At 69.0% G+C, this 23,840-nt stretch carries 19 protein-coding genes; 13 read left to right on the forward strand and 6 right to left on the reverse strand.

Annotation, left to right across the window (positions count from 1 at the left end):
* Positions 1-62: 62 nt before the first annotated feature.
* Together ABIE45_RS15745 and ABIE45_RS15750 are read right to left on the reverse strand one after the other, a co-directional pair.
* A complete protein-coding gene (locus tag ABIE45_RS15745) occupies positions 63-929 on the reverse strand; it encodes an MBL fold metallo-hydrolase (protein ID WP_192708744.1) in 867 nt (288 codons plus the stop codon).
* A 206-nt stretch (positions 930-1,135) separates the two neighbouring features.
* A complete protein-coding gene (locus ABIE45_RS15750) occupies positions 1,136-2,146 on the reverse strand; it encodes an SDR family oxidoreductase (RefSeq protein WP_192708745.1) in 1,011 nt (336 codons plus the stop codon).
* A gap of 258 nt (positions 2,147-2,404) precedes the next feature.
* Here ABIE45_RS15750 and ABIE45_RS15755 point away from each other — a divergent pair, with 258 nt between their 5' ends.
* The 5 genes from ABIE45_RS15755 to ABIE45_RS15775 all read left to right on the forward strand — a co-directional run bounded on the left by ABIE45_RS15755 (position 2,405) and on the right by ABIE45_RS15775 (position 9,962).
* On the forward strand, positions 2,405-2,587 hold the full coding sequence (locus tag ABIE45_RS15755) for a hypothetical protein (RefSeq protein ID WP_373622369.1): 183 nt from the start codon (positions 2,405-2,407) through the stop codon (positions 2,585-2,587).
* Between the two features lie 148 nt (positions 2,588-2,735).
* A complete protein-coding gene (locus tag ABIE45_RS15760; protein ID WP_192708747.1) occupies positions 2,736-6,149 on the forward strand; it encodes an acyl-[ACP]--phospholipid O-acyltransferase in 3,414 nt (1,137 codons plus the stop codon).
* 184 nt (positions 6,150-6,333) lie between these two features.
* The gene (locus tag ABIE45_RS15765) at positions 6,334-6,543 is read left to right on the forward strand and encodes a hypothetical protein (protein ID WP_192708748.1); all 210 of its coding nucleotides are present in this window, start codon (positions 6,334-6,336) and stop codon (positions 6,541-6,543) included.
* Positions 6,544-6,648: 105 nt separating this feature from the next.
* Positions 6,649-8,775, forward strand: a complete 2,127-nt coding sequence (gene pbpC / locus ABIE45_RS15770) for a penicillin-binding protein 1C (protein ID WP_192708749.1) — start codon at positions 6,649-6,651, stop codon at positions 8,773-8,775.
* Between the two features lie 143 nt (positions 8,776-8,918).
* Positions 8,919-9,962 carry a cytochrome c peroxidase gene (locus tag ABIE45_RS15775; protein ID WP_192708750.1) on the forward strand — a complete coding sequence of 348 codons (1,044 nt, stop codon included), beginning with the start codon at positions 8,919-8,921 and terminating at the stop codon, positions 9,960-9,962.
* Positions 9,963-10,022: 60 nt separating this feature from the next.
* Here ABIE45_RS15775 and ABIE45_RS15780 read toward each other — a convergent pair whose 3' ends face one another.
* Positions 10,023-10,466: a hypothetical protein gene (locus tag ABIE45_RS15780; RefSeq protein WP_192708751.1), complete on the reverse strand. Its 444-nt coding sequence runs from the start codon at positions 10,464-10,466 to the stop codon at positions 10,023-10,025.
* Positions 10,463-11,296 (reverse strand): ArsA-related P-loop ATPase, encoded by an 834-nt coding sequence (locus tag ABIE45_RS15785; protein WP_192708752.1) that lies wholly within the window; start codon positions 11,294-11,296, stop codon positions 10,463-10,465. Before ABIE45_RS15785 ends, ABIE45_RS15780 begins: the two co-directional genes overlap by 4 nt.
* Before the next feature lie 1,037 nt (positions 11,297-12,333).
* Here ABIE45_RS15785 and ABIE45_RS15790 point away from each other — a divergent pair.
* Positions 12,334-13,386, forward strand: a complete 1,053-nt coding sequence (locus tag ABIE45_RS15790) for a hypothetical protein (protein ID WP_373622370.1) — start codon at positions 12,334-12,336, stop codon at positions 13,384-13,386.
* A gap of 24 nt (positions 13,387-13,410) precedes the next feature.
* Here the strand turns inward: ABIE45_RS15790 and ABIE45_RS15795 are convergent, their stop codons facing one another.
* Positions 13,411-14,124: a MarC family protein gene (locus ABIE45_RS15795; RefSeq protein WP_192708753.1), complete on the reverse strand. Its 714-nt coding sequence runs from the start codon at positions 14,122-14,124 to the stop codon at positions 13,411-13,413.
* A 67-nt stretch (positions 14,125-14,191) separates the two neighbouring features.
* Positions 14,192-14,926 (reverse strand): methyltransferase domain-containing protein, encoded by a 735-nt coding sequence (locus ABIE45_RS15800; RefSeq protein ID WP_192708754.1) that lies wholly within the window; start codon positions 14,924-14,926, stop codon positions 14,192-14,194.
* Positions 14,927-15,066: 140 nt separating this feature from the next.
* Here ABIE45_RS15800 and gloB point away from each other — a divergent pair, with 140 nt between their 5' ends.
* The 7 genes from gloB (at position 15,067) to ABIE45_RS15835 (ending at position 23,795) form a co-directional block, all read left to right on the forward strand.
* The gene (gene gloB / locus ABIE45_RS15805; RefSeq protein ID WP_192708755.1) at positions 15,067-15,843 is read left to right on the forward strand and encodes a hydroxyacylglutathione hydrolase; all 777 of its coding nucleotides are present in this window, start codon (positions 15,067-15,069) and stop codon (positions 15,841-15,843) included.
* 348 nt (positions 15,844-16,191) lie between these two features.
* On the forward strand, positions 16,192-16,767 hold the full coding sequence (locus tag ABIE45_RS15810; RefSeq protein ID WP_012317921.1) for a TetR family transcriptional regulator: 576 nt from the start codon (positions 16,192-16,194) through the stop codon (positions 16,765-16,767).
* Positions 16,768-17,177: 410 nt separating this feature from the next.
* On the forward strand, positions 17,178-18,140 hold the full coding sequence (mdh, locus tag ABIE45_RS15815; RefSeq protein WP_192708756.1) for a malate dehydrogenase: 963 nt from the start codon (positions 17,178-17,180) through the stop codon (positions 18,138-18,140).
* Positions 18,141-18,242: 102 nt separating this feature from the next.
* Positions 18,243-19,439, forward strand: coding sequence for an ADP-forming succinate--CoA ligase subunit beta (gene sucC / locus ABIE45_RS15820; RefSeq protein ID WP_192708757.1), 1,197 nt, complete (start codon positions 18,243-18,245; stop codon positions 19,437-19,439).
* A 2-nt stretch (positions 19,440-19,441) separates the two neighbouring features.
* Positions 19,442-20,326, forward strand: coding sequence for a succinate--CoA ligase subunit alpha (sucD, locus tag ABIE45_RS15825; protein ID WP_192708758.1), 885 nt, complete (start codon positions 19,442-19,444; stop codon positions 20,324-20,326).
* 171 nt (positions 20,327-20,497) lie between these two features.
* Positions 20,498-23,485, forward strand: a complete 2,988-nt coding sequence (locus ABIE45_RS15830; RefSeq protein WP_192708759.1) for a 2-oxoglutarate dehydrogenase E1 component — start codon at positions 20,498-20,500, stop codon at positions 23,483-23,485.
* Between the two features lie 10 nt (positions 23,486-23,495).
* Complete coding sequence (locus ABIE45_RS15835) at positions 23,496-23,795, forward strand: YciI family protein (RefSeq protein WP_192708760.1); 300 nt, start codon at positions 23,496-23,498, stop codon at positions 23,793-23,795.
* Positions 23,796-23,840: the final 45 nt, after the last annotated feature.

Raw genomic sequence — 23,840 nt, forward strand, 5'->3', positions numbered from 1 at the left:
GGCGCCCCGGAACGACGGGACGGATGGCCTGGGCCGCCGATCCGCGAACCTGGTCCTGTCCCCTAAACCCGCAGCCGATCGAGCGGCACGGGGGCAGCGTGCGACCGGCCGCTCACCAGCTGGTCGAGGAGCGCCAGCACCTCCGGCCGGCCGCAATTGCGCGCCGGCTCGAACGGCGTCCAAGTCTGGACGAAGTCGAGGCGCTCGAACACGTCCCGGTAGCGGCGCAGCTCGCTCGGGGTGAGCGGCACGCCACGCACGAAGGCCTTGTGGGCCGAGATCGTGGTCGCCCGCCGGAAATCCGCCGGGTCGAGCTCGAACTTCAGCGCGTCGCCGCAGAAGCAAATCTTTCGCGACCGGTCGTAGAGGACGGCGTGGCCGTCGAAGTGACCGGCGGTGCGGTGCAGCTCCAGGCCTGGAAGCGGCTCGAGGAAGTCGTCGTAGGGCCAGCTCACCTGCAGGGCCGCGCTCCAGATGAAGTCGGCCGCCGGCAGGCACAGTTCCGGATCGAACCGGTCCTGGAGTTGCGGCAGCGCCCCGTAGGAATGCGGGTGCGAGGCCGAGAGCACCGCCATGCCGCCGAGCCGGGCGATCTGGTCGAGGGCGGCCTCGCTGAAGACCGGGCACCCCTCGAAGCCCATATTCCCGTGCTCGGTCTGGATCAGATAGGCGGAGGGGCCAATGCCCGAGACCGGCTCGTTCCAAAACCGCCACACGCCCGGCTCCAGCTCCTGCCAGTGACACGGGAAGGCGTCCTGCGCCTCCCGCGCGGTGCGGAACCGCCAGCCGTCCTGCGGCACCACGTGACGGGCATCGAGGCATAGCGGACAGGCGGCGGGCGTTTCGAAGTGGCGCTGCCAGAACCCGCAATTGTCGCAGGTGTAGGCGGGCAGCTTCAGAGCGCCCGCGAAGGGCAGGTAGCCTGGCATCGTCTCGGACCTTCCTCAGGGCGGTGCGCGTGATACGGCCCCGGTTGACGTCGCCTTCTCCGTCGTCGCGCGCGGAGCGAAGCGACCCACGGCAGCGCGACCTCGTTCAGCGCAGCGCAACTGGATCGCTTCGCTCCGCTCGCAAGGACGGCGGCAGCCCTTTCAACCGGAATGGATGTGACAGGCGGCGCGTACAGGCGCAGCCGTCACGTCCGCCCCGGCAGCCGGCGCGCCGAGCGGGCGGCGTGGACGGTGCCGGCGAGCCCGATCAGCGCCAATCCGGCGAGACCGCCGACCACGAGATCCCGGGTGCGACTCGTGACGAACTCGCCACGGCTCGCCTTTGTCCGCCCGGAAAACCGCCCATCGATCCCGACCGGGTCGGGCACGGCTTCGTAGAGGTTGCCGTCCATTTCCGGGATCGTCTCGTCGGAGAGCTGCGCCGACCACATGGAGGCGGCCTTGCGGTCGGCGAGCGCCGGCGCCAGGGCCTGGGCGGCGGCCATCATCATCGACGAGCGCCCGACCCAGACTTCCCGGCGCGGATGCTCGACGGCGTACAGGATCGCTTCGGCACAGAGCCGCGGGTCGAAGACCGGATCAGGTGCATACTGGCGATGCCCGGTGCGGTTGCGCGCCCAGTTGAACTGGGGCGTGTTGACCGCCGGCAGGTAGACGACGCTGAGGCTGACATCGACCCGGTCGTGAAGCAGCTCGCAGCGCAGGGCATCGGTGAAGCCCGAGACCGCGAATTTCGCCGCGCAGTAGGGCGCCTGCAGCGGCGCCGCCCGGATTGCGAGGCCGGACGAGACCTGGATGATCGCGCCGCGGTTGCGCCGCTTCATGAAGCGCAGGGCGGCGAGCGTCCCGTAAACCTGGCTGAGATAGGTGGTCTCGGTGACCCGCCGGTACTCGTCCGGCGTGATCTGGTCGGCCGGGTTCACGATGGTCGACATGGCGTTGTTGACCCAGGCGCGGATCGGGCCGAGTTCCCGTTCCACGCGCTCGGCGGCGGCGTCGACGGCCTTTGGATCGGCGACATCGGCGCTGAGCGCCAGGATCGGCTGACCGTAGGCGGCAAGCGCCCGTTCCGCCGCGGCGAGCCGACCCGGGTCGCGCGCGATGACCGCCACAGACCAACCGCTCGCGGCGAGCCGATGGGCCGTTGCGAGACCGATCCCGGCGGTCCCCCCGGTAACGACCGCCACCCGTGCCATATCCACCTCATGCGACGACGAAAGTTCGATCCGGCAACACGGATCGAGCGCCGCAGTTGCGTCGCTTCCCTACGCCGAATCGTCACGGCGGCGCTGATTTTGGGATCGACGACGCAACGACCGCCGAAGACCGCTGTTGATTGCCTGTACCGCCTCGTGCGGACATCGAGGGTCGATGCCATGCATTATGGACGACGCTTCTCCCTGCCGATCGATCCCTGGCCGCAGGCTTCCCTAGGGGAGCGAACGGCGGTCGGGATGGTCCTGACGTTCCTGCTGCTCGTACCGGCCTGCGCGGCCGGTGTTGTCCTCCTCGTGACTGCCGCGCTGGTGGCCCATGTCGACCGGTCTTACGATCTCGGCGCGTCCCTGCGCGCCCTGATCGAGCAACGCCTCGGCTTCCGCTCCAGCCGGAAGGACCGCATCGTCTGGAAGGCGTGAGGACGGCCGCGCGGCGGGCCTGATCTGCAGAGGTGCCGGCTCGCACGGCGAGCATTCGGCGCGACCGTGATTGCTGTGCGTTCTCAACGGGCCGATTTGACCTGACCGTATCTGGTAGGCCAGTCAGGTTCGGAACCGAGAGATCGCCATGTTCCGTACCCTGATGACTGCGCGGCGCTTCGCGCCGCTGTTCTGGTGCCAGTTCTTCTCCGCGTTCAACGACAATTTCCTCAAGAACGCGCTCGCCTTCCTGATCCTGTTCGGGATCGGCGGCCAGGCGGACGCCAATGCGGGCGTCTTGGTCACCCTCGCGAGCGCCGTCTTCATCGGGCCGTTCTTCATCCTGTCGGGTCTCGGCGGCCAGTGGGCCGACCGGTACGACAAGGCGCTGATGGCCCGGCGGCTGAAATTCGCCGAGATCTTCGCGGCCGGCACCGCCGTGCTGGGCTTCCTGCTCCATTCCGTGCCGGTGCTGTTCGTGGCGCTGGGCCTGTTCGGGACGATCGCGGCCCTGTTCGGTCCGATCAAGTACGGTATCCTGCCGGACCACCTGAAGCGCGAGGAACTGCCCGCCGGCAACGCCCTGGTCGAGGCCGCGACCTTCCTGGCGATCCTGCTCGGCACGATCGCGGCCGGCGCGGCCTCGGCGATGGGCGGCTCGGGCCTGCTGTTCGGCGCCCTGGTGATGGGCTTCGCCGTCCTGTGCTGGCTCTCGGCCCGGATGATCCCGGCGACCGGCGAGGGGGCCCCGGACCTGCGCGTCGACCCGAACGTCGCCCGCTCGACCTACGCCCTGCTGCGTGACCTCTGGGCCGACACGCGCCTGTGGCGCGGCTCGCTGACGGTGAGCTGGTTCTGGCTGGTCGGCGTGGTGGTGCTGTCGCTGCTGCCCGTGCTGGTGCGCGGCGCCTTCAACGGCACCGAGACCGTGATCACCTTGCTGCTGGCCCTGTTCTCGATCGGCATCGCGGTCGGCTCCGGCCTCGCTTCGTGGCTCGCCAGCGGCCGGATCGTGCTGCTGCCGACGCCGGTCGGCGCGGTGCTGATGGGCTTGTTCGGTCTCGACCTCGCCTGGACGATCGGCCACCTGCCGGCACCGCCCGCGGAGGCGATCGGCCCGCTCGACTTCCTCCGGACCGGTCACGGTCTGCGCACCGGGATCGACTTCCTCGGGCTCGCGATTTCCGGCGGCCTCTACATCGTCCCGTCCTTCGCAGCTGTGCAGGCCTGGGCCGAGAAGGCGATGCGCGCGCGGATCATCGGCGCCGTCAACGTCATGACGGCGGCCTTCATGGTCGCCGGCACCCTGGCGCTGGCGGCGCTGCAGGGCGCGGGCCTGACGATCGCGAGCCTGCTCGCCGTCGTGGCGGTGCTGAACCTGATCGTCGGCGCGGTCGTATTCGCGACCCTGCCGACCAGCCCGTTCCGCGACGCCCTGTCGATCCTGTTCCGGGCCTTCTACCGGCTGGAGGTGCGCGGCTTCGACAACCTCACGGCGGCCGGGCCGAACGCCATCGTGGCCCTCAATCACGTGTCGTTCCTCGACGCGCCGCTGGCCCTGTCCCTTCTGGAGCAGGAGCCGGTCTTCGCCATCGACAGCGGCATCGCCCAGCGCTGGTGGGTGAAGCCGTTCCTGCGGGTCACCAAGGCGATGCCCCTCGACCCGACGCGCCCCCTCGCCACCCGGACGCTGATCAACGCGGTCAAGAGCGGCGAGACCCTGATCATCTTCCCCGAGGGCCGGCTGACCGTCACCGGCAGCCTGATGAAGGTCTATGACGGCGCCGGGCTGATCGCCGACAAGTCGGGCGCGATGGTCGTGCCGGTGAAGCTCGACGGCCTCGAGCGCACCGTCTTCTCGCGCCTGTCACGCGGGCAGGTGCGCCGCCGCTGGTGGCCCAAAGTGACCGTGACGGTGATGCCGCCGGTGCGCCTGACGGTGGATCCCACGCTCAAGGGCAAGGCCCGGCGGCAGGCGGCGGGCGCGGCCCTCTACGGGATCATGTCGGACCTCCTGTTCCGCACCGCCGATACGGACCGCGGACTGATGGCGGCACTGATCGAGGCGGGCGAGCTTCACGGCTGGCGCCGCAACGCTCTCGAGGACCCGGTCGGCGGTCGGCTCAGCTACGGCCGCTTGGTGATGGGCGCCAACATCCTGGGCCGCAAGCTCATGCCGCTGGCGCCGGAGGGCGGCCGGATCGGGCTCATGCTGCCGAACGCCAACGGCGCCGCGGTGACGCTGTTCGCCCTCGCCTCCGCCGGCCGGGTGCCGGCGATGATCAATTTCTCGGCCGGTCCCGCCAACGTCCTCTCCGCCTGCAAAGCGGCCGAGGTGAACCGGATCCTGACGTCCCGGGCCTTCATCGAGAAGGGGCGGCTCGGGCCGCTCGTCGAGGCGATCCGCGGCTCGGTCGAGCTGATCTACCTGGAAGACGTGCGCGCCACCGTCACGACCGGGGACAAGATCCGGGGGTTCCTCGCACCCCGCCGCCCGCTGGTAGCGCGCGCCGGGGAGGATCCGGGCGCGGTGCTGTTCACGTCCGGTAGCGAGGGCACGCCCAAGGGTGTGGTGCTCGCCAACCGCTGCATGCTCGCCAACGTGGCGCAGGTGGCGGCCCGGATCGACTTCGGGCCGATGGACAAGGTGTTCAACGTCCTGCCGGTGTTCCATGCCTTCGGCCTGACGGCCGGGCTGGTCCTGCCGCTGGTCTCGGGCGTGCCGGTCTACCTCTACCCGTCGCCGCTGCATTACCGGATCGTGCCGGAGCTGATCTACGGCTCGAACAGCACGGTGCTGTTCGGGACCGACACGTTCCTGACGGGCTACGCCCGCGCGGCCCATTCCTACGACCTGCGCTCGTTGCGCTACGTCGTCGCCGGCGCCGAGGCCGTGAAGGAGACGACCCGCAAGACCTGGGCGGAGAAGTTCGGCCTGCGCATCCTCGAAGGCTACGGCGTCACCGAGTGCGGGCCGGTGGTGGCGCTCAACACGCCGATGTTCAACCGCTTCGGCACGGTCGGGCGGATCCTGCCGGGGATCGAGACCCGCCTGGAGCCCGTGCCGGGAATCGACGAGGGCGGCCGCCTGTCGTTGCGCGGCCCCAACATCATGTTGGGCTACCTGCGCGCCGAGAAGCCCGGCGAGTTGGAGCCGCCGCCGGGGGGCTGGCACGACACCGGCGACATCGTGGCAATCGACCCGATGGGCTTCGTGACGATCAAGGGGCGAGCCAAGCGCTTCGCCAAGATCGCGGGCGAGATGGTGTCGCTCGCCGGCATCGAGGCGCTGGCCGCCGACCTCTGGCCGGATCGGCCGAGCGCGGTGGCGGCCGTGCCGGATCCGCGCAAGGGCGAGCGCCTGATCCTGTTCACGCAGGAGAAGGGCGCCACCCGGGCCGCCTACCAGACCTTCGCCAAGGGCCGCGGCGCCTCGGACGTCGCAATCCCCGCCGAGGTGGTGGTGCTGGAGGCGATCCCGATGCTCGGCACTGGCAAGATCGACCAAGTGGCCGTCGTCAAGCTGGCCCAGGAGCGGGCAAAGGAATCGGCCGCCGCCTGAGGCCCCACAGGCTGGCTCGCATATCGGCCCATGCGGCGCGTCATCCAAACGGGGGATGCAACGCTTTTGCGGATCCGCTCGTATCACGAATACAGCTCCGATTCGATCGACGGCGGTCTAGCCGGCGCGATCGGATCGGCGGACTGGATTTCGCGTCGCGAGTCGCATCGACGAGGGGCAGATCATGCTGAAGAGCAGGCGAATTCCGACTTGGCTGGCAAGACGGTCGTATTTCAAGCGGATCGAGCGTTGGGCGAAGGTCGGCAAGGCTCGCAAGACGGCGCCCGAGGCCGGTCCCGCGCCGATGCCGTCCAACGTGGTGCTGTTCCCGATACGCCCGAACCGGCCGGAGCGCCCGGCCTTCGAGGATCTGCGCGGGGTCGGCACGGCCTAGCCGCCGGAACGCCGCCGAGACTCCGGAGCCGTCCAGGGCTTGTCCGCCGCGCGGGATCGCGGAATCCTGCGCCTGAGACCGGCGGATCGGGGACCTGGAGGATGCGTGCCGCGGGACGGGTCTGATCCGAACGGTGCACCGGCCCGGGGCCGCCGCGCTGTGGCACGCCTGGCCCTTCCGGTCGCGCTGGCGCTGGGGCTTATCGGGGTGGGTGCGCTGTGGCGCTACGCGGAGGCGTTGCCGCCCCTCGATCTCGCCGCCGCTTCGACGCGTTCGACGGTGGTGCTCGACCGGTCCGGCACGCTCCTGCGGCCGTTCGCGACCGCGGACGGGCGCTGGCGCCTGCCTGTCACCGCCGACACGATCGACCCACGCTACCGGGCAATGCTCGTCGCCTTTGAGGATCGCCGCTTCGCGAATCATCCCGGGATCGATCCCGTGGCGGTTCTGCGCGCCGCGATCCAGTGGCTGAGGAACGGGCGCATCGTCTCGGGCGGGTCGACCCTGTCGATGCAGGTGGCGCGCCTCGTCGAGCCGCGGCGCGAGCGCACGCTCGGCGCCAAGCTCCGCCAGATGGCGCGGGCGCTCCTGCTGGAGCGGCGACTCGGGAAGTCCGGCCTCCTCGACCTCTATTTCGCCCTCGCCCCCTACGGTGGCCCGCTCGAGGGCGTTCGCGCGGCGAGCCTCGCCTATTTCGGACGGGAGCCGGTGCGCCTGACGGCGGCACAGGCCGCGCTCCTCGTCGCCCTGCCGCAATCGCCCGAGACCCGCCGGCCGGACCGCTTCCCGGAGCGTGCCCGGGCCGCCCGCGACCGGGTGCTCGACATCGCCAGCGCCCGCGGCATCCTCACCGCCGGCGAGGCCGAGGCCGCCAAGGCCGAGCCGGTGCCGACAGCGCGGCGTCCCTTCCCGATGCTCGCGGCGCACGCAGCCGAGGAGGCGGTGGCGACCGACACCACCGCCCCGGTGATCCGCCTCGCCATCGATGCGCGCCTGCAGGAGCGGCTGGAGGTTCTTGCGTCCGAGCGGGCCGCCGCGGCCGGTCCCGGCCTCTCGGTCGCGATCCTCGTCCTCGACAACCGCGACGGGCGCGTGCTCGCCCAGGTGGGCAGCGCCGGCTACCTGGATTCGAGCCGGAATGGCGCCATCGACATGACCCTCGCGGTGCGCTCCCCCGGCTCCGCGCTGAAGCCCTTCGTCTACGCCATGGCTTTCGCGGACGGGCTGGCACATCCCGAGACGCTGCTGGAAGACCGCCCCGCGCGCTTCTCGGCGAACTACGCGCCGGAGAATTTCGACCTGACCTTCCAGGGCACGGTTACGGCCAGGCGGGCCCTGCAGCTCTCGCTCAATGTGCCCGCGGTCGAACTCATGGACGCGGTCGGGCCCGCGCGCTTCATCGCGCGGCTGCGTGCGGCGGGCGCCGCGATCCAGTTGCCGCGCGAGGCGGCGCCGGGGCTGCCGGTGGCGCTGGGCGGTCTCGGCATCACGCTCACCGACCTCGCGCGCCTCTATGCCGGAATCGCCCGCGGCGGCACGGTGCCCGGTCTCCTCCGCCGAGCCGAGGCGGCCCCGGCCGGTGCCGAGGGTCGGGTCGCGGAATCCGTGGCCGCCTGGTACGTCGCTGACATCCTGCGCGGCACGCCGCCGCCGGAGAACGCGCTGCCGAACCGCATCGCCTACAAGACCGGCACCTCCTACGGCTACCGGGACGCCTGGGCGGCGGGCTTCGACCGGCACGTGACGGTGGTGGTCTGGGTCGGCCGGGCCGACGGCGCAGCCGTTCCGGGTCTCGTCGGCCGAACGGTCGCGGCACCGATGCTGTTCGACGCCTTCGCGCGCCTCGGCCTCGAGCCGGAGCCGGTGCCGCAACCCCGAGATGTTCTGGCGGTCGGGCCCGGCGGCCTGCCGCCGCCGCTCCGCCATCTGCGCCGTGAGGCGGCCGGCGCGCCGGGGCCGGCGCTGCGGATCGCCTATCCCCCGGACGGCGCCCGGATCGACCTCGGCCTCGGCGCCGCCGGGCACGAAGGGGAGGGCACGGCCGACGGTCCGGCGCTCGCCCTAAAAGCTTTGGGCGGGGTGCCGCCGCTCACCTGGCTGATCGACGGTCAGCCCGTCGTACAAACACCGCGGCGCCGCGCCGCATGGTCCCCGACAGGTGCCGGCTTCGCACGGATCTCGGTTCTGGATTCTACGGGCGCGAGCGACAGCGTTTCCATCCGGCTTGAATAGCCCGACATCATCGTTCTTGCCGGCGAAGCTTGGCCGTGCTGCGATTTTGAATACAGAAGTACAGTCCGAGCCGGAAAACTTCCATGCGGAGATTCATCGGTCATCAACGAATATGGGTCTAGTCGTGACCCGTGAGGTTGGTGATGGCGTGGAAGGTCGGCGCCGCGGTGGCGGTGCTTCTCGGGTTTGTCGGGGTCAGCGGGGGTGTCGGCAGCGGCCCCGATCCACGCCGCGCGGGCTGGCGCGACGCCTACCGCGCACCGACCGAAATCCCGTTTCCCGCCGAGAACCCGTACACGGCCGCCAAGGCCGAACTGGGCCGTCGCCTGTTCTTCGATCCGATCCTGTCCGGCGACGGGACCCGGGCTTGCGCCACGTGCCACATCCCGGATCTCGCCTGGGGCGACGGACGCGCCCGCGCGGCCACGCGCCAGCAGGGCGACATGGATCTGCGCACGCCGACGCTCCTCAACATCGCCTGGCAGGATGGGCCGCTCGGCTGGGACGGGAAGTTCCGCACGCTCGAATCGGTCGCGGCGATGCCCATGGCGGCGCCGGGCAACATGAATCTGCCGATGCCCGACGCCCTGGCGCGGCTCTCGTCCGACCCGAGCTACACGGCCGCCTTCGCCGACGCCTTCGCCGATCCCGCGATCACCCGGGAACGGCTTGAGGCTGTACTGGCGACCTTCCAGCGCCTGATCGTGACCGGAACGACGCCCTTTGATCGCTGGATCGCTGGCCAGGAAGACGCGATCGGGGAGCCGGCCAAGCGGGGCTTCGACCTGTTCAACGGCCGGGCCGGCTGCGCGAGCTGCCATTCCGGCTGGTCGTTCACCGACAACTCGTTCCACGATATCGGGGTCGGGTTGGGCCCGGATGTCGGCCGCGGCCGGTACAAGCCTACGTCGCTCGCCCTTCAATACGCCTTCAAGACGCCGACCCTGCGGGAGATCGGGCTGCGCGGCCCCTACATGCACGACGGGTCCGTGCCGACCCTCAGCGCCGTGATCGATCTCTACAACCGCGGCGGGATCGACCGTCCGAGCCGCTCCCGGTCGATCAAGCCGCTTCAGCTCACCGCGGCGGAGCGAGCGGATCTCCTGGCCTTCCTGGCGACGCTCTCGACCAGCGCGGGCCGCGACCTCGTCACAATCTCGTTCGCCGCCAAAGCCCCGGCCCCCTGACGGACTGGCTCTCATCGGGCCCCAGGCCGGCCTGACGGGCGACCGGCGAACTGCGCCCCATCAGCGGTCGAGCGCGGGCCCGCGCTGCGATCCGCCCAGACTCCGTCGTTCAATGCCCTGAAGCGCGGCGGCCAGCCGGGCTTCGCCGACCGTCACATCGTGCGAGAGGTTGGAAACCGTGGCGAGGATCCAGACACTTCCGAGAAGGCTCACCACGGCAATACCGAGCATCGCATAGGTCAGCAGCCTGTTCCGGCGCAGATCGGACTTGATCGTCCCCACCAGATCGCGGCTGTCCTCGGCAAGACTGTTTCGCGCGGCCACCAGCTCATTGTACATGTTGGTGATGGCGTTGGTGGACATGTACACCAGCAGCAGATGGACGACGAAGTCGTCGTCCGTCGTGGTGTTCAGGGCGGCCGCGATCCGCACGGCGAGCTGGCGCTCCCAGGGCTGGAGATCGCGGCCGTGGACTGACCGGTAGAACCGCTCGAGGTTGGTCACGGCCGGAGCGCATCCCGCCAAGCCGTGTGGAAGTTGCGCCGGAGGCGGCGCCCTTCGACGCGCAACCGCATCGGTGCGCCGGTCGCGAGCGTCTGCCACGTCATGTGCTGGACCCGCAGCGCCTCGATCAGGCGCTCGCCGATCCGCTCGATCTCGATGACGCGGAAATTCGGCTGCTTGCGCAGCGCACGCACGAGATCGGACGATTCGAGATAGTCGAAATTGGTCGCCTGCGCGGTGTTCTTCGCGAGGATCGCCCGATCGCATTCAATCAGCATCGGCCGGAGTTCCTTGAGGACCTCGAGGGCGGTGGGATCGACAGCGCCGGCCGCGACGACCACACAGAGGCGGACATTGGCCTCCCGGCAGCTCTCGACGATAATCTCGGTGCAGCGCCGCGTCGTCTCCGTATCGCCGGCCGGAAAGTCGACCACCACGAAACGCTCGGGCGCGTCCACCACGCGCTCGATCATGTCCTGGCACAGGGTCGGATCGACGCGGCCCACGCTGTCTTCGGCGCGCAGCCGCTGCCGGAAGCAGGACACGCCGGGCCGGCGCGGCACGAAGTTGTCGCTGCCGGGGCTGGTCTCGGTCATGAGAGCCGTGTGGAAATGACGATTGGCCGGGTCGGTGTCGATCGCCAGCACCGGCCCGACCTCGGCACAGAGATCGGCGATCTGCAGGGCAATGGTGGTCTTGCCGACGCCGCCCTTGCCGCCGAGGCACAGGATCAGAACCTTCGCTGCCGGGCCCAGAAGGTCGCGCTGGATGTCCTGGATCTCGTCCGGGCTGTACCAAGCCGGAACCTTGATCTGCGTCGCGTCGGTCATGGATGACTCCTTGCTGCGTGGTGGATGCAGGCGTCCGGCGCGCGCCTCTGCGCCGCCCGGCCCGGACCTGCGGGGCTGTCAGGGTTGATGCGTGGCGCCGGCGCTCCGGGTCGACCGGATACCGGCATCGATGCGGCGCACGGGACGCCGCGGCGTTCGGAGCGGAGACCCGATCCCACCGCAGCGGTCGCGCACTCGAAGGCCGGACAGTCTCAAGCGGCCGATCCGATCATGCGCCGGGCGGGGAGGGCCGACGGCGCTGGCGGCCCGCGTGCGGGCGGAGCAGAAGCGAGATCAGGCGTAACGCTGGTCCGGCACCGCACAGCCCTGTGAGGCGCTGTGCCGGTCCGAGAAGTCGCGTGCCTGAGCTGAGAATGCCGTTCTGCCGCACAACCCGCATCCCATTCCTGGCCCGTGCCTCCGGTGAACGGTTTCAGCAGATCTCATCCCACCCAGACAGAGCACGATCAAGACTCTGCGCATGTTCAATCAAGATGCAAGCCTTCAGGTGAAGACAGTTTCGCGCTGTCCTCCGTCACATCCCAAATTTCGGTGAACAAACTGCTGCCGGCTTATCCGGCATATCCATCGTAAAAACTGACGAATACTCGATAATATATTGCTATTTATTATGCGGCGATATCTTTGTATGCTTATCTATAGGCAAAAACCAGCCATTACCGACATTCGAATGATCGCGCCGGCAGGAATTGGCGCCTGTGCGGCAGCGAACGAATCGGCTTCGCGTTCGACGGGATGAAAGCCGAGCGGCATCCGCGCAGATCTGCGCGCAAGACGGATTGACGCCGGGCGCCGACACCGGATGGGCCACGCCCGATGCGCCGCGACTCGCAACAACCTCAGGGATCCTGCACGCCTGTGGGCAGCGCGGAAAAGCGAACCGCGTGAACGGCCTACGCAGAATCCACAGCGTTAACCTTTCACTCATATTCGTTAACAAACCATTGGCTAAAATTGACCGAAGATATCTAAATAGCTGAGTAACCACGGTGTCGCTGTGCAGCGACGAGGGTCCGATGCCAAGATCCAAGAACAAGCGGTTATCGGTAGTCGGCGCTCTCGGCCTGTCAGGCCTGTTCACTCTCGCGGCCCCGAGCGCGGCCCAAGCTCACGTGAAGTGGTTCTGCGCCTACGACGTCGCCGGGCAGCCCCAGGGCCTTGAGCAGGTGCTGTGCCTGGACTTCGAGTGGCTGACCGGCCTCGCCCTGGCCTGCCTGATGTTCGGCTGCCTCGCCGAGGGCACGCCGCTGGGCGGCGCGTTGCTCAACGCGCTTGACCGCGTGACCGCGCGGATCCGCACCGATACCGAGCTGCTGGTGCGCGCCACGCTGGGCTTCTTCCTGGTCTCGCTCTGGGAGCTCGGCGGCATCATCCTCACGCCCGAGCTGAAGACCGATGTCGCCTGGATCCCGTGGCTTCAGCTCGCGATGGCGGCCTGCCTGATCTGGCGCCGGACCATGCCGATCACCGGCCTCGGCCTCGTCTTCCTGTTCAGCTTCGCGACGGCGCAGTACGGCCTGTTCCACCTCGCCGATTATCCGATCTTCCTCGGCATTGCCGCCTATCTGATCGCCCAGGGTCTCGGCTTTCGGCCCTTCGACATCCGGCCGCTCGACCTCGTGCGCTGGACAGCCGCCATCACGCTGATGTGGGCCTCCATCGAGAAGTGGGCTTATCCCGACTGGACGGCCCCGCTCATCGCCGCCAAGCCGCAGATGACGATGGGCGCGACGCCCGAGCTGTTCATGCAGGCTGCCGGCGTCATCGAATTCACCCTGGCCTTCGCGCTGATCTGGACGCCTCTCGTCCGCCGCACCTCGGCGATCATCCTGGCGGCGATCTTCGTCTCAGCGATCGTCGAATTCGGCAAGGTGGACGCGATCGGCCATTCCGGGATCATCGTGGTGCTTCTGGCGATCGCCGCCGACGATGTCCGGGTGCCGGTGCGGGTCCGGCAGGCGCTGCTGGCACCGGCTTACTATGGGGCGGCGCTCGCGGCCTTCCTGTTCCTCTACTACGTGGGCCACGCTGCCCTGTTCGGGGGCTTGAGCGAGCTGCCGGTCATCTGACGACGGCTTGCTCCGCGTCCGGACTCATCGCGCGGCGAGAAGCGGCGCGAACACGTCGGTGAGGCCGTTGATCAGGATCTGCGTGCCGACGCAGAGCAGCAGAAAGGCGAACAGGCGCCCCACCACCCGGGCGCGGGCCGGGCCGATGAGCGCCACCACCCGGTCGGCCGAGGCGTAGATCAGCGCGACCGTTGCGGCGACCACCAGGGCCGCCAGCGTGATGCCGAGATAGAAGCCGAGCCGCTCCGCGTAGACCTCGGGCCGGTTCGCGCCCAGGGTTATGGCGACCGCGATCGTGCCGGGCCCGGTGGTGAAGGGCAGGGTGAGGGGAAAGAAGGCGATTTCGGACAGCGGGCCCGGTGCCTGATCCGCCTGCGGTTCCGTGGGAACCGTCCCGCGATTCGCCGAGCCCGAGGCCTCGGCCTGCTTGCGCGCCTCGCGCGCCTCCGGCCGATTGAGCTGGGTCCAGGCCGAGGACATCACCACGAGACCGCCGGCGATGCGCAGCGCGGCCAGGGTGACGCCGAAGAAGTTGAGGATCGGCGTGCCGGCCCAGAGGGCGCCGAGCATCACCAGCGCTGCGTAGATACCGATCCGCCGGGACAGCAGCACGCGCTCGGCATGGCTGTAGGCGCCGGTGACCTGGGCGAAGATGAAGGCGCCGCCGATCGGGTTCACGATCGAGATGAGGCCTGAGAGGGCGAGCAGGAACTGCTGGACGGTGAAATCGATGCTCATCTGGCAGACCCGTGTCGCGGCCGATCCTAGTCGCAGGGCCTTTTAACAAACGTGTCGCCCGCCCGGATCAGCCCGGCGACGGTGCCGGCACCAGCACCCGGGCGGGCGCGAGGCGACGGGCGCGCCGCACCTGCTGCACGGCGACAGGCCGATAGAGCTGCTTCGTGGCATCGACCACGTGCAGGCCCGCGAAGGGCAACGACAGGCTGGTGCCGAGCCGCTCCCAGGCCGGACCGGTGCGGAGCATCAGGCGCGAACGCACCGGCGGCATGTACAGGGTCTCGGACCAGTTCACCGGCGAGAACAGCGTGTCGCGCATCAGCCGGCCGAGCTGCGAGCGGCTGTAGGGCTGGCCGTGGCCAAACGGCGTCGCCTCGCGGCGGGCCCAGACGCCCCGCCGGTTGGGGACCACCAGGATCATCCGGCCGCCGGGCGTGAGCGTGCGCCAGACCTCCTGCAGCAGCTCGGTCGGGCTCTCCACCGATTCGAGGGCATGGACCAGGATGACCCGGTCGATCGCGGCCTCCGGAAGCGGCATCATGGTGGGATCGGCCAGGGCCGCGCAGGAGCGACCCGTGTCCGGCCAGTTCACCACGCCCTGCGTAGCCGGCATGAAGGCGAGGGTGCGCTCCGCGATGCAGTGGATCGGGCCGAGATAGGGGGTCGCGTAGCCGATCCCGAGGACCCGCAGCCCCGAGACCGAGCCCAGGAACTCGTGCAGCGCGCGCCCGACGACGCGGTGCGTCGTGCGGCCCAGGGGACTGGCGTAGAAGGCGCGCAAGCCGTTGACGTCGAGACGCATGGAGGAGCAGGAATTCGGGACTGGAACGGTTGCCGTACTCAATGGTGAGCCGGACCGCCTGCGGCAAGCTCCGACGGAACCCGGCCGGACCGCAGCCTGTTCACGGCAGCAGCTTTCGTGCCCCGAGGAGATGCCGTCCGATGGCCGCCGAGACCGAGATCCGCACGTTCCTGTGCCGCAGCGACAATATCGGCGTCCTGATCCGCGACCCGGCCACCGGTGCCTGCGCGGCAATCGACGTGCCCGAGGCCGAGCCCGTGCTGAGGGCCCTCGAGGAGACCGGCTGGCAGCTCACCGAGATCCTCGTCACCCACCGGCACGCGGACCATGTCGAGGGCATCCCGGCGGTGAAGCAGGCGACGGGCGCGCGCGTCACGGCACCCGCGAAGGCCGGGGACGCCGTCCCGCAGGTGGACGTGACCGTGCGCGAGGGCGACACGGTGCGGGTCGGCAACCTGAAGGCTCAGGTCTGGGAAACGCCGGGCCATTGCGCCGATCATGTCACGTACTGGTTTGCTGAGGCCGGCCTCGTCTGCGCCGGGGACACGCTGTTCACCCTGGGCTGCGGGCGGGTGATGGAGAGCCCGCCCGAGACGCTCTACCGATCCCTCCGGCGCTTCGACGACCTGCCCGACGCCACGCAGGTGTTCAGCGGTCACGACTATGTCCTCAGCAACGCCCGCTTCGCCCTGGCGGCGGATCCGGACAACCCGGATCTCAAGGCCCGTTTCGCCGAGGCCGAGCAGGCGAAGGCGCAGGGCCGGTTCCTGATCCCATCAACCCTGGCCGCGGAACGGGCGACCAACCCTTTCCTGCGCAGCGCCGAGCCGGCGCTCGCCAAATCGGTCGACCTGCCACCGGAAAGTGATCCAGAGGCAGTGTTCGTCGCTCTGCGAGCGTGGAAGAACCGCTTCTGACGCAGGGGGTAACGAGAAAAATTTGTTGCCTTCTCAAGGCGAACTGACACATAGGGTTATTTAAGCGGTCCTAATCCGCTCAGGTAACCGGGCTCCCGGGGGGAAGCCGCAACGTCAACGCGAAGCGCCGGGACGCTTCAGCCGGTATGATGGGGGTCCGTCTCGCCCTACCACCTGTCCACTTCCCGCCTTCCGCTTCCTTTCCTCAAGCCAGAATCTGACGGGTCCAAGGAAGAGGCGCTCACCGCCAAGGCCAAGCTCACCCTCGCCGATGCCGAGACCGGCACGCCCCGCGATGGTGGCAATACGGCCGGCGCAACGCGGCCCCGAGCACCGGTTGCGGCCGATGTGCGCCTGCTCGGTATCGCAACCGAACATCTCTCGCGGCTTGGGCCCAAGCGCGTGACGGTCGTAGCCGTCGCCGCCGAGGCGGGCATGACGCACGCCAACGTATACCGCTACTTCCCGTCGAAGGACGCGCTCCTCGACGCGGTGGCGGGACGCTGGCTGCGCGAGGTCGAAGCCCGGCTCGCCGGCATCGCCGACGCGCCCGACCCCGCCGACGACAAGATCGAGCGGCTCCTGACCGCCCTCGCGACGGTCCAGCGGGACGCCCTGTTCGATGAGCCGAACCTGTTCGCGGTCCATCTCGACGCAACCGTGTCGGCCCGGCCGATCGCCCGGCGGCACCGCGTGCGACTGCGCAGCTTGGTCGAGCGCGTGGTCGAGGAGGGGATCACTTCCGGCATCTTCTCGGCGCGCGACCGGGAGCGGGCGATCGCCTACATCTTCGACGCGAGCTACCGGTTCACGCATCCACTGGCGATCCAGCACGATGCCGAAGTGCCGCGCGACCTGATTGAGGCCCGGTTCGGGGCTGTCATCCACGCGATCCAGCGGGTTCTGCGCTCCGGAATCCTCTGAGGCCGACACAAACGCCTCGCTCTCTGACGCCCAGCTCTCTTGGCAGGCCCGGACCCCGCGTCCGGGCCTTCTGCGTTTCCGGACCGGAAGATGAAGCCGGCCGAGACCCGAAATGACAGCTTTTCGGATCTGTCATCCGAGCTTTGCAGCACCGACGAGGCCGCGTGCACCGCACCTAAAACCTTCGCGACGCTGGCATTTCTCCATCCGCGTCTGACGCCCTCCGCGACGCCTAACCCGAAGGAGGGGGCCCCCGCTGGTCACGCATCGGGTTGAAGCGGCGGTGCTTTTCGGCCACACAGCCGCGCAGATTTCAGAGCGGCGAATCCGGCCTCGGACGCAAGCGGACGAACGGTCCCGGCCTCGCGCGGAACATCCTGAACGTCGAACGCAGCGGAGACGAATCCGACATGGCTCGCAACAAGATCGCGCTCATCGGTGCCGGCCAGATCGGCGGGACCCTGGCCCTTCTGGCCGGCCTGAAGGACCTCGGGGACGTGGTGCTGTTCGACATCGTCGACGGCGTGCCCCAGGGCAAGGCCCTCGACATCGCCGAGGCCGCCCCGGTCGAGGGCTTCGACGCGACCTATGCGGGCGCCAGCGACTACAGCGCTATCAAGGGCGCCGACGTCGTGATCGTCACCGCCGGCGTGCCGCGCAAGCCTGGCATGAGCCGCGACGACCTGATCGGCATCAACCTCAAGGTCATGCAGGCGGTGGGCGAGGGCATCAAGACCTACGCGCCGGACGCCTTCGTGATCTGCATCACCAACCCGCTCGACGCGATGGTGTGGGCGCTGCAGAAGTTTTCGGGGCTCCCCACCAACAAGATCGTCGGCATGGCCGGCGTGCTCGACTCGGCGCGCTTCCGCCACTTCCTGGCCGAGGAATTCAAGGTCTCGGTGGAGGACGTCACCGCCTTCGTGCTCGGCGGCCACGGCGACGACATGGTCCCGCTGACCCGCTACTCCACGGTCGCGGGCGTGCCGCTGACCGACCTCGTCAAGCTCGGCTGGACCACCCAGGAGAAGCTCGACGCTATGGTCGACCGCACCCGCAAGGGCGGCGGCGAGATCGTCAACCTGCTCAAGACCGGCTCGGCCTTCTACGCGCCCGCCGCCTCCGCCATCGCCATGGCCGAGAGCTACCTGCGCGACAAGAAGCGGGTCCTGCCCTGCGCCGCCTACCTCGACGGCCAGTACGGCGTGAAGGGCATGTTCATCGGCGTGCCGATCGTGATCGGCGCCAACGGCGTCGAGCGCGTGCTGGAAGTGACCTTCGACGCCGCCGAGAAGGCGATGTTCGACAAGTCGGTCGCCTCGGTGACGGGCCTGATCGAGGCCTGCAAGGGCGTCGACAGCAACCTCGCCTGACCGGTAAGCGGATACCGGGCCGCGCGCGGCGTTCGGGGATTCGCATCCCGATTGCCACGCGCTGCCCGCTGCCACCTATTCGCTCCTCCCTACGAGGCTCCGATGAATATCCATGAATATCAGGCTAAGGCCGTGCTGAAGGAGTTCGGCCTGCCCGTCTCCCGCGGCGTGGCCATCTTCAACCCGTCGGAGGCCGAAGCCGCCGCCAAGGAGCTCGGCGGCCCCGTCTGGGTCGTGAAGAGCCAGATCCACGCCGGCGGACGCGGCAAGGGCACCTTCAAGGGCGCGCCCGAGGGCGCCAAGGGCGGCGTGCGCGTCACCAAGTCGATCGACGAGGTGAAGCAATATGCTGGCGAGATGCTCGGCCAGACGCTGGTGACGATCCAGACCGGCCCGGCCGGCAAGCAGGTCAACCGCCTCTACATCGAGGAAGGCGCCCAGATCGCCGAGGAATTCTATCTCTCGATGCTGGTCGACCGCGCCACCGGCGGCGTCGCCTTCGTGGTCTCCACCGAGGGCGGCATGGACATCGAGGCGGTGGCCCACGACACGCCCGAGAAGATCCACACGATCGCGGTCGATCCGGCGACGGGTGTCATGCCCCATCACGGCCGCGCCGTCGCCAAGGCTCTCGGGCTTTCCGGCACACAGGCCAAGGAAGCGGCCGCGCTGACCGAGAAGCTCTACGCGGCCTTCGTGGCCAAGGACATGAGCCTCCTCGAGATCAACCCGCTGGTGCTGACCGCCGACGGGCACCTCAAGTGCCTCGATGCCAAGATGGCCTTCGATTCGAATGCCCTCTACCGGCACCCGGACATCGTCGCGCTGCGCGACGAGACCGAGGAGGACGCCAAGGAGATCGAGGCGTCGAAATACGACCTCGCCTACATCGCGCTGGACGGCACGATCGGCTGCATGGTCAACGGCGCCGGCCTCGCCATGGCGACCCTCGACATCATCAAGCTCTACGGCGAGGAGCCGGCGAACTTCCTCGATGTCGGTGGTGGCGCCTCCGAGGAGAAGGTCACGGCGGCGTTCAAGATCATCACCGCCGACCCGAACGTGAAGGGGATCCTCGTCAACATCTTCGGCGGGATCATGAAGTGCGACGTGATCGCCAACGGCGTGATCGCCGCCGTGAAGGCGGTGGGCCTGCAGGTGCCGCTGGTGGTGCGCCTCGAGGGCACCAACGTCGAGCAGGGCAAGGCCATCATCCGCAACTCGGGCCTCAACGTCATCCCGGCGGACGACCTCGACGACGCCGCCCAGAAGATCGTCGCCGCCGTGAAGGGAGCCTGATCATGTCGGTGATGATCGACGCCAACACCAAGGTCATCTGCCAGGGCTTCACCGGCAAGAACGGGACCTTCCACTCCGAGCAGGCCATTGCGTACGGCACCAAGATGGTCGGCGGCACCAGCCCCGGTAAGGGCGGTTCGCGGCATCTCGGCCTGCCGGTCTTCGACACGGTCGCCGAGGCTCGCGAGGCCACGGGCGCCGAGGCTTCGGTGGTCTACGTGCCGCCGCCGGGCGCCGCCGACGCGATCTGCGAGGCGATCGCCGCCGAGGTGCCGCTGATCGTCTGCATCACGGAGGGCATCCCGGTGCTCGACATGGTGCGGGTGAAGCGGGCGCTCGAAGGCTCGAAGTCGCGCCTCGTCGGGCCGAACTGCCCCGGCATCGTCACGGCCGGCGAGTCGAAGATCGGTATCATGCCGGCCAACATCTTCCGGCCGGGCTCCGTCGGCATCGTGTCCCGCTCGGGCACGCTGACCTACGAGGCGGTGTTCCAGACCTCCAATGCCGGCCTCGGCCAGACCACCGCTGTGGGCATCGGCGGCGACCCGGTGAAGGGCACCGAGTTCATCGACGTGCTGGAGCTGTTCCTGGCCGACCCGAAGACCGAGTCGATCGTCATGATCGGCGAGATCGGCGGCTCAGCCGAGGAGGAGGCCGCGCAGTTCCTGCGTGACGAGGCCAAGCGCGGGCGCAAGAAGCCGATGGTCGGCTTCATCGCCGGCCGCACGGCGCCTCCGGGCCGCCGCATGGGCCATGCCGGAGCGATCATCTCGGGTGGCAAGGGCGGCGCCGAGGACAAGATCGCCGCCATGGAGGCGGCGGGCATTCGCGTGTCGCCGTCGCCGGCCCGGCTGGGCTCGACGCTGGTCGAGGTCCTGAAAGGCTGAGGCAAGCGCGCCTGCGTTGCGGCCATCGCAGGGCCGCAACGCCCATATCGGGCGTGCAGATGATTTCAGCGGGGCGGTCACCCGCCCCGTTTCGGTTTAAGGGCGATCCGCCGCGTGGACGGGGAGCCCGAAGGGCAGGGGAGCCTGCCCGCGCGACAGGATGGACGCACCATGGCACGCCAGGACGTGAACGAAGCGCTCCTCGAAACCTCGTTCCTCTACGGCGCCAACGCCGCTTACATCGAGGAATTGCAGGCGGCCTACGCCCGCAACCCGTCCTCGGTGGATCCGGAGTGGCAGGCCTTCTTCAAGGGGCTCGGCGAGGACGAGACCCTTGTCGAGAAGAACGCTGCCGGCGCGTCCTGGGAGCGGCCGAACTGGCCGGTGCCGCTGAACGGCGAGCTGGTCTCGGCGCTCGACGGCAACTGGGGCGCCCTGGAGAAGGCGATCGGGGACAAGATCGTCGCCCGCGAGGCCAAGGAGGCCAAGCCCGGCAAGCCGCAGGACAGCGTCACCGCCACCACCGGCGTTTCGGTGGAGCAGGCCACGAAGGATTCGGTGCGGGCGATCATGCTGATCCGCTCCTACCGCATGCGCGGCCACCTGCACGCCAAGCTCGACCCGCTGGGTCTCGCGCCGCGCGGCGACCACGAGGAGCTGCACCCGCAGCATTACGGCTTCCAGGAGAGCGACTGGGACCGCCCGATCTTCCTCGACAACGTGCTCGGCCTCCAGTTCGGCACGGTCCGCGAGATCGTCGATATCCTGGAGCGGACCTACTGCCAGACGCTCGGCGTCGAGTTCATGCACATCTCCGATCCCGCCGAGAAGGCGTGGATCCAGGAGCGCATCGAGGGCAAGGACAAGGAGATTTCCTTCACGCCCGAGGGCCGCCGGGCCATCCTCAACAAGCTGATCGAGGCCGAGGGCTTCGAGAAGTTCCTCGACCTCAAGTACACCGGCACCAAGCGCTTCGGCCTCGACGGCAGCGAGGCGATGATCCCGGCGCTGGAGCAGATCATCAAGCGCGGCGGCGCGCTCGGCGTCCGTGAGATCGTGCTCGGCATGGCCCATCGCGGCCGGCTCAACGTGCTCACGAACGTCATGGCCAAGCCCTTCCGGGCGGTGTTCCACGAGTTCAAGGGCGGCTCGGCCTCCCCGGCCGAGGTCGAGGGCTCGGGCGACGTGAAGTACCACCTGGGCGCGTCCTCGGACCGCGCCTTCGACGGCAACAACGTCCACCTGTCGCTCACCGCCAACCCGTCCCACCTCGAGATCGTCGACCCGGTGGTGCTGGGGAAGGTCCGCGCCAAGCAGGACCAGTGGGCCAAGCCCAACATCGAGCGCCGCACGGTGCTGCCGCTCCTGATCCACGGCGACGCCGCCTTCGCGGGTCAGGGCGTGGTGGCGGAGTGCTTCGGCCTGTCGGGTCTGAAGGGCCACCGCACCGGCGGCTCGGTCCACTTCATCATCAACAACCAGATCGGCTTCACGACCGATCCGCGCTTCTCGCGCTCGTCGCCGTACCCGTCGGACGTGGCCAAGATGGTCGAGGCGCCAATCTTCCACTGCAACGGCGACGACCCCGAGGCCGTCACCTTCGCGGCGAAGGTCGCGGTCGAGTACCGGCAGAAGTTCGGCAAGCCGGTCGTGATCGACATGCTCTGCTACCGCCGCTTCGGCCACAACGAGGGCGACGAGCCGGCCTTCACCCAGCCGAAAATGTACCAGCGGATCCGCAAGCATCCGTCGGTGCTGGAGAATTACGGCCGCAAGCTCGTCGAGAACGGCTCCGTCACCCAGGAGGCGCTCGACGCCCGCAAGGCCGAGTTCCGCGGGTTGCTCGACACCGAGCTCGACGTCGCCAACAACTATAAGGCCAACAAGGCCGACTGGCTGGACGGCCGCTGGTCCGGCGTGAAGGCCGTGCACGAGGACGTGGACGACCCGCGGCGCGGCCGCACCGCCGTGCCGGCCGAGACCCTCCAGGAGATCGGGCGAAAGATCACGCAGGTGCCGCCCGGCTTCCACCTGCACCGCACGATCCAGCGCTTCATGGACAACCGCGCCAAGGCGGTGGAGACGGGAGTCGGTGTCGACTGGGCGACCGCCGAGGCCCTGGCCTTCGGGGCGACGCTGCTCGACGGCAACCGGGTCCGCCTCTCGGGCCAGGATGTCGAGCGCGGCACCTTCTCGCAGCGCCACGCGGTGGTGATCGATCAGGAGAACGAGCAGCGCTTCACGCCGCTCAACGCGATCCGCGAGGGGCAGGCCTCCATCGAGATCATCAACTCGATGCTCTCCGAGGAGGCGGTGCTCGGCTTCGAGTACGGCTACTCGCTGGCCGAGCCGAACGCCCTGGTTCTGTGGGAGGCGCAGTTCGGCGACTTCGCCAACGGCGCCCAGGTGGTGATCGACCAGTTCATCGCATCCGGTGAGCGCAAGTGGCTGCGCATGTCCGGCCTCGTGCTGCTGCTGCCGCATGGCTACGAGGGGCAGGGCCCCGAGCACTCCTCAGCCCGCCTGGAGCGCTACCTCCAGGCCTGCGCCGAGGACAACATGCAGGTCGCCAACGTCACGACCCCGGCGAACTACTTCCACATCCTGCGCCGGCAGCTGAAGCGCGACTTTCGCAAGCCGCTGGTGCTGATGACGCCGAAGTCGCTGCTGCGCCACAAGCGCGCCGTCTCGAATCTCGACGCGCTCGCCGAGGGCTCGACCTTCCACCGCGTCCTCTGGGACGACGCCGAGGAGGAGGGCGCGCAGAACAAGCTGGTGCGCGACGACAAGATCCGCCGCGTCGTGCTTTGTTCGGGCAAGGTCTACTACGACCTCTTGGAGGAGCGGGAGAAGCGCGGCCTCAACGACATCTACCTGATGCGCGTCGAGCAGCTTTACCCGTTCCCCCTGAAGGCGTTGGCCAACGAGATGGCGCGCTTCCGCAACGCCGACGTGATCTGGTGCCAGGAGGAGCCCAAGAACATGGGCGCCTGGTCCTTCGTCGAGCCCTACCTCGAATGGGTGCTCGGCCAAGCCGGCTCCGCGGTGAAGCGCGCTCGCTACGTCGGTCGTCCGGCCTCCGCCTCCACGGCGGTCGGCCAGATGTCGAAGCACCAAGCGCAGCTCCAGGCCTTCCTCAACGAGGCCCTGGCGGTCTGATCGTCCGGCCATGGCCTACTTCCTGCTCCGCCTGGAACCGCCCCGCCCGAGCTTCCCGTTCGACGCGACGGAGGCCGAGAAGGCGCTGTTCTCGGCGCATTCCGGCTACTGGATGGAGCAGGCGGAGGCGGGAGCTGCCATCGCGGTCGGGCCCGTCTTCGAGCCCGGCGGCACCTGGGGCCTCGCCCTGGTCGAGGCAGCCGATGCGGCGCAGGCCGAGGCGCTCGGCGAAGCGGATCCCGTCCTGATGGCGCAGGCAGGCTTCCGGTACACCGTCTCGCCCGTTCCATCCCTGATCCTGCGGCGCTGACGTCGCGGCCCGACATCCAGAGGAGGCCCCCCGCGGGGCAGAAGA

Source organism: Methylobacterium sp. OAE515, assembly GCF_041806315.1.
GTDB lineage: Bacteria > Pseudomonadota > Alphaproteobacteria > Rhizobiales > Beijerinckiaceae > Methylobacterium > Methylobacterium tardum.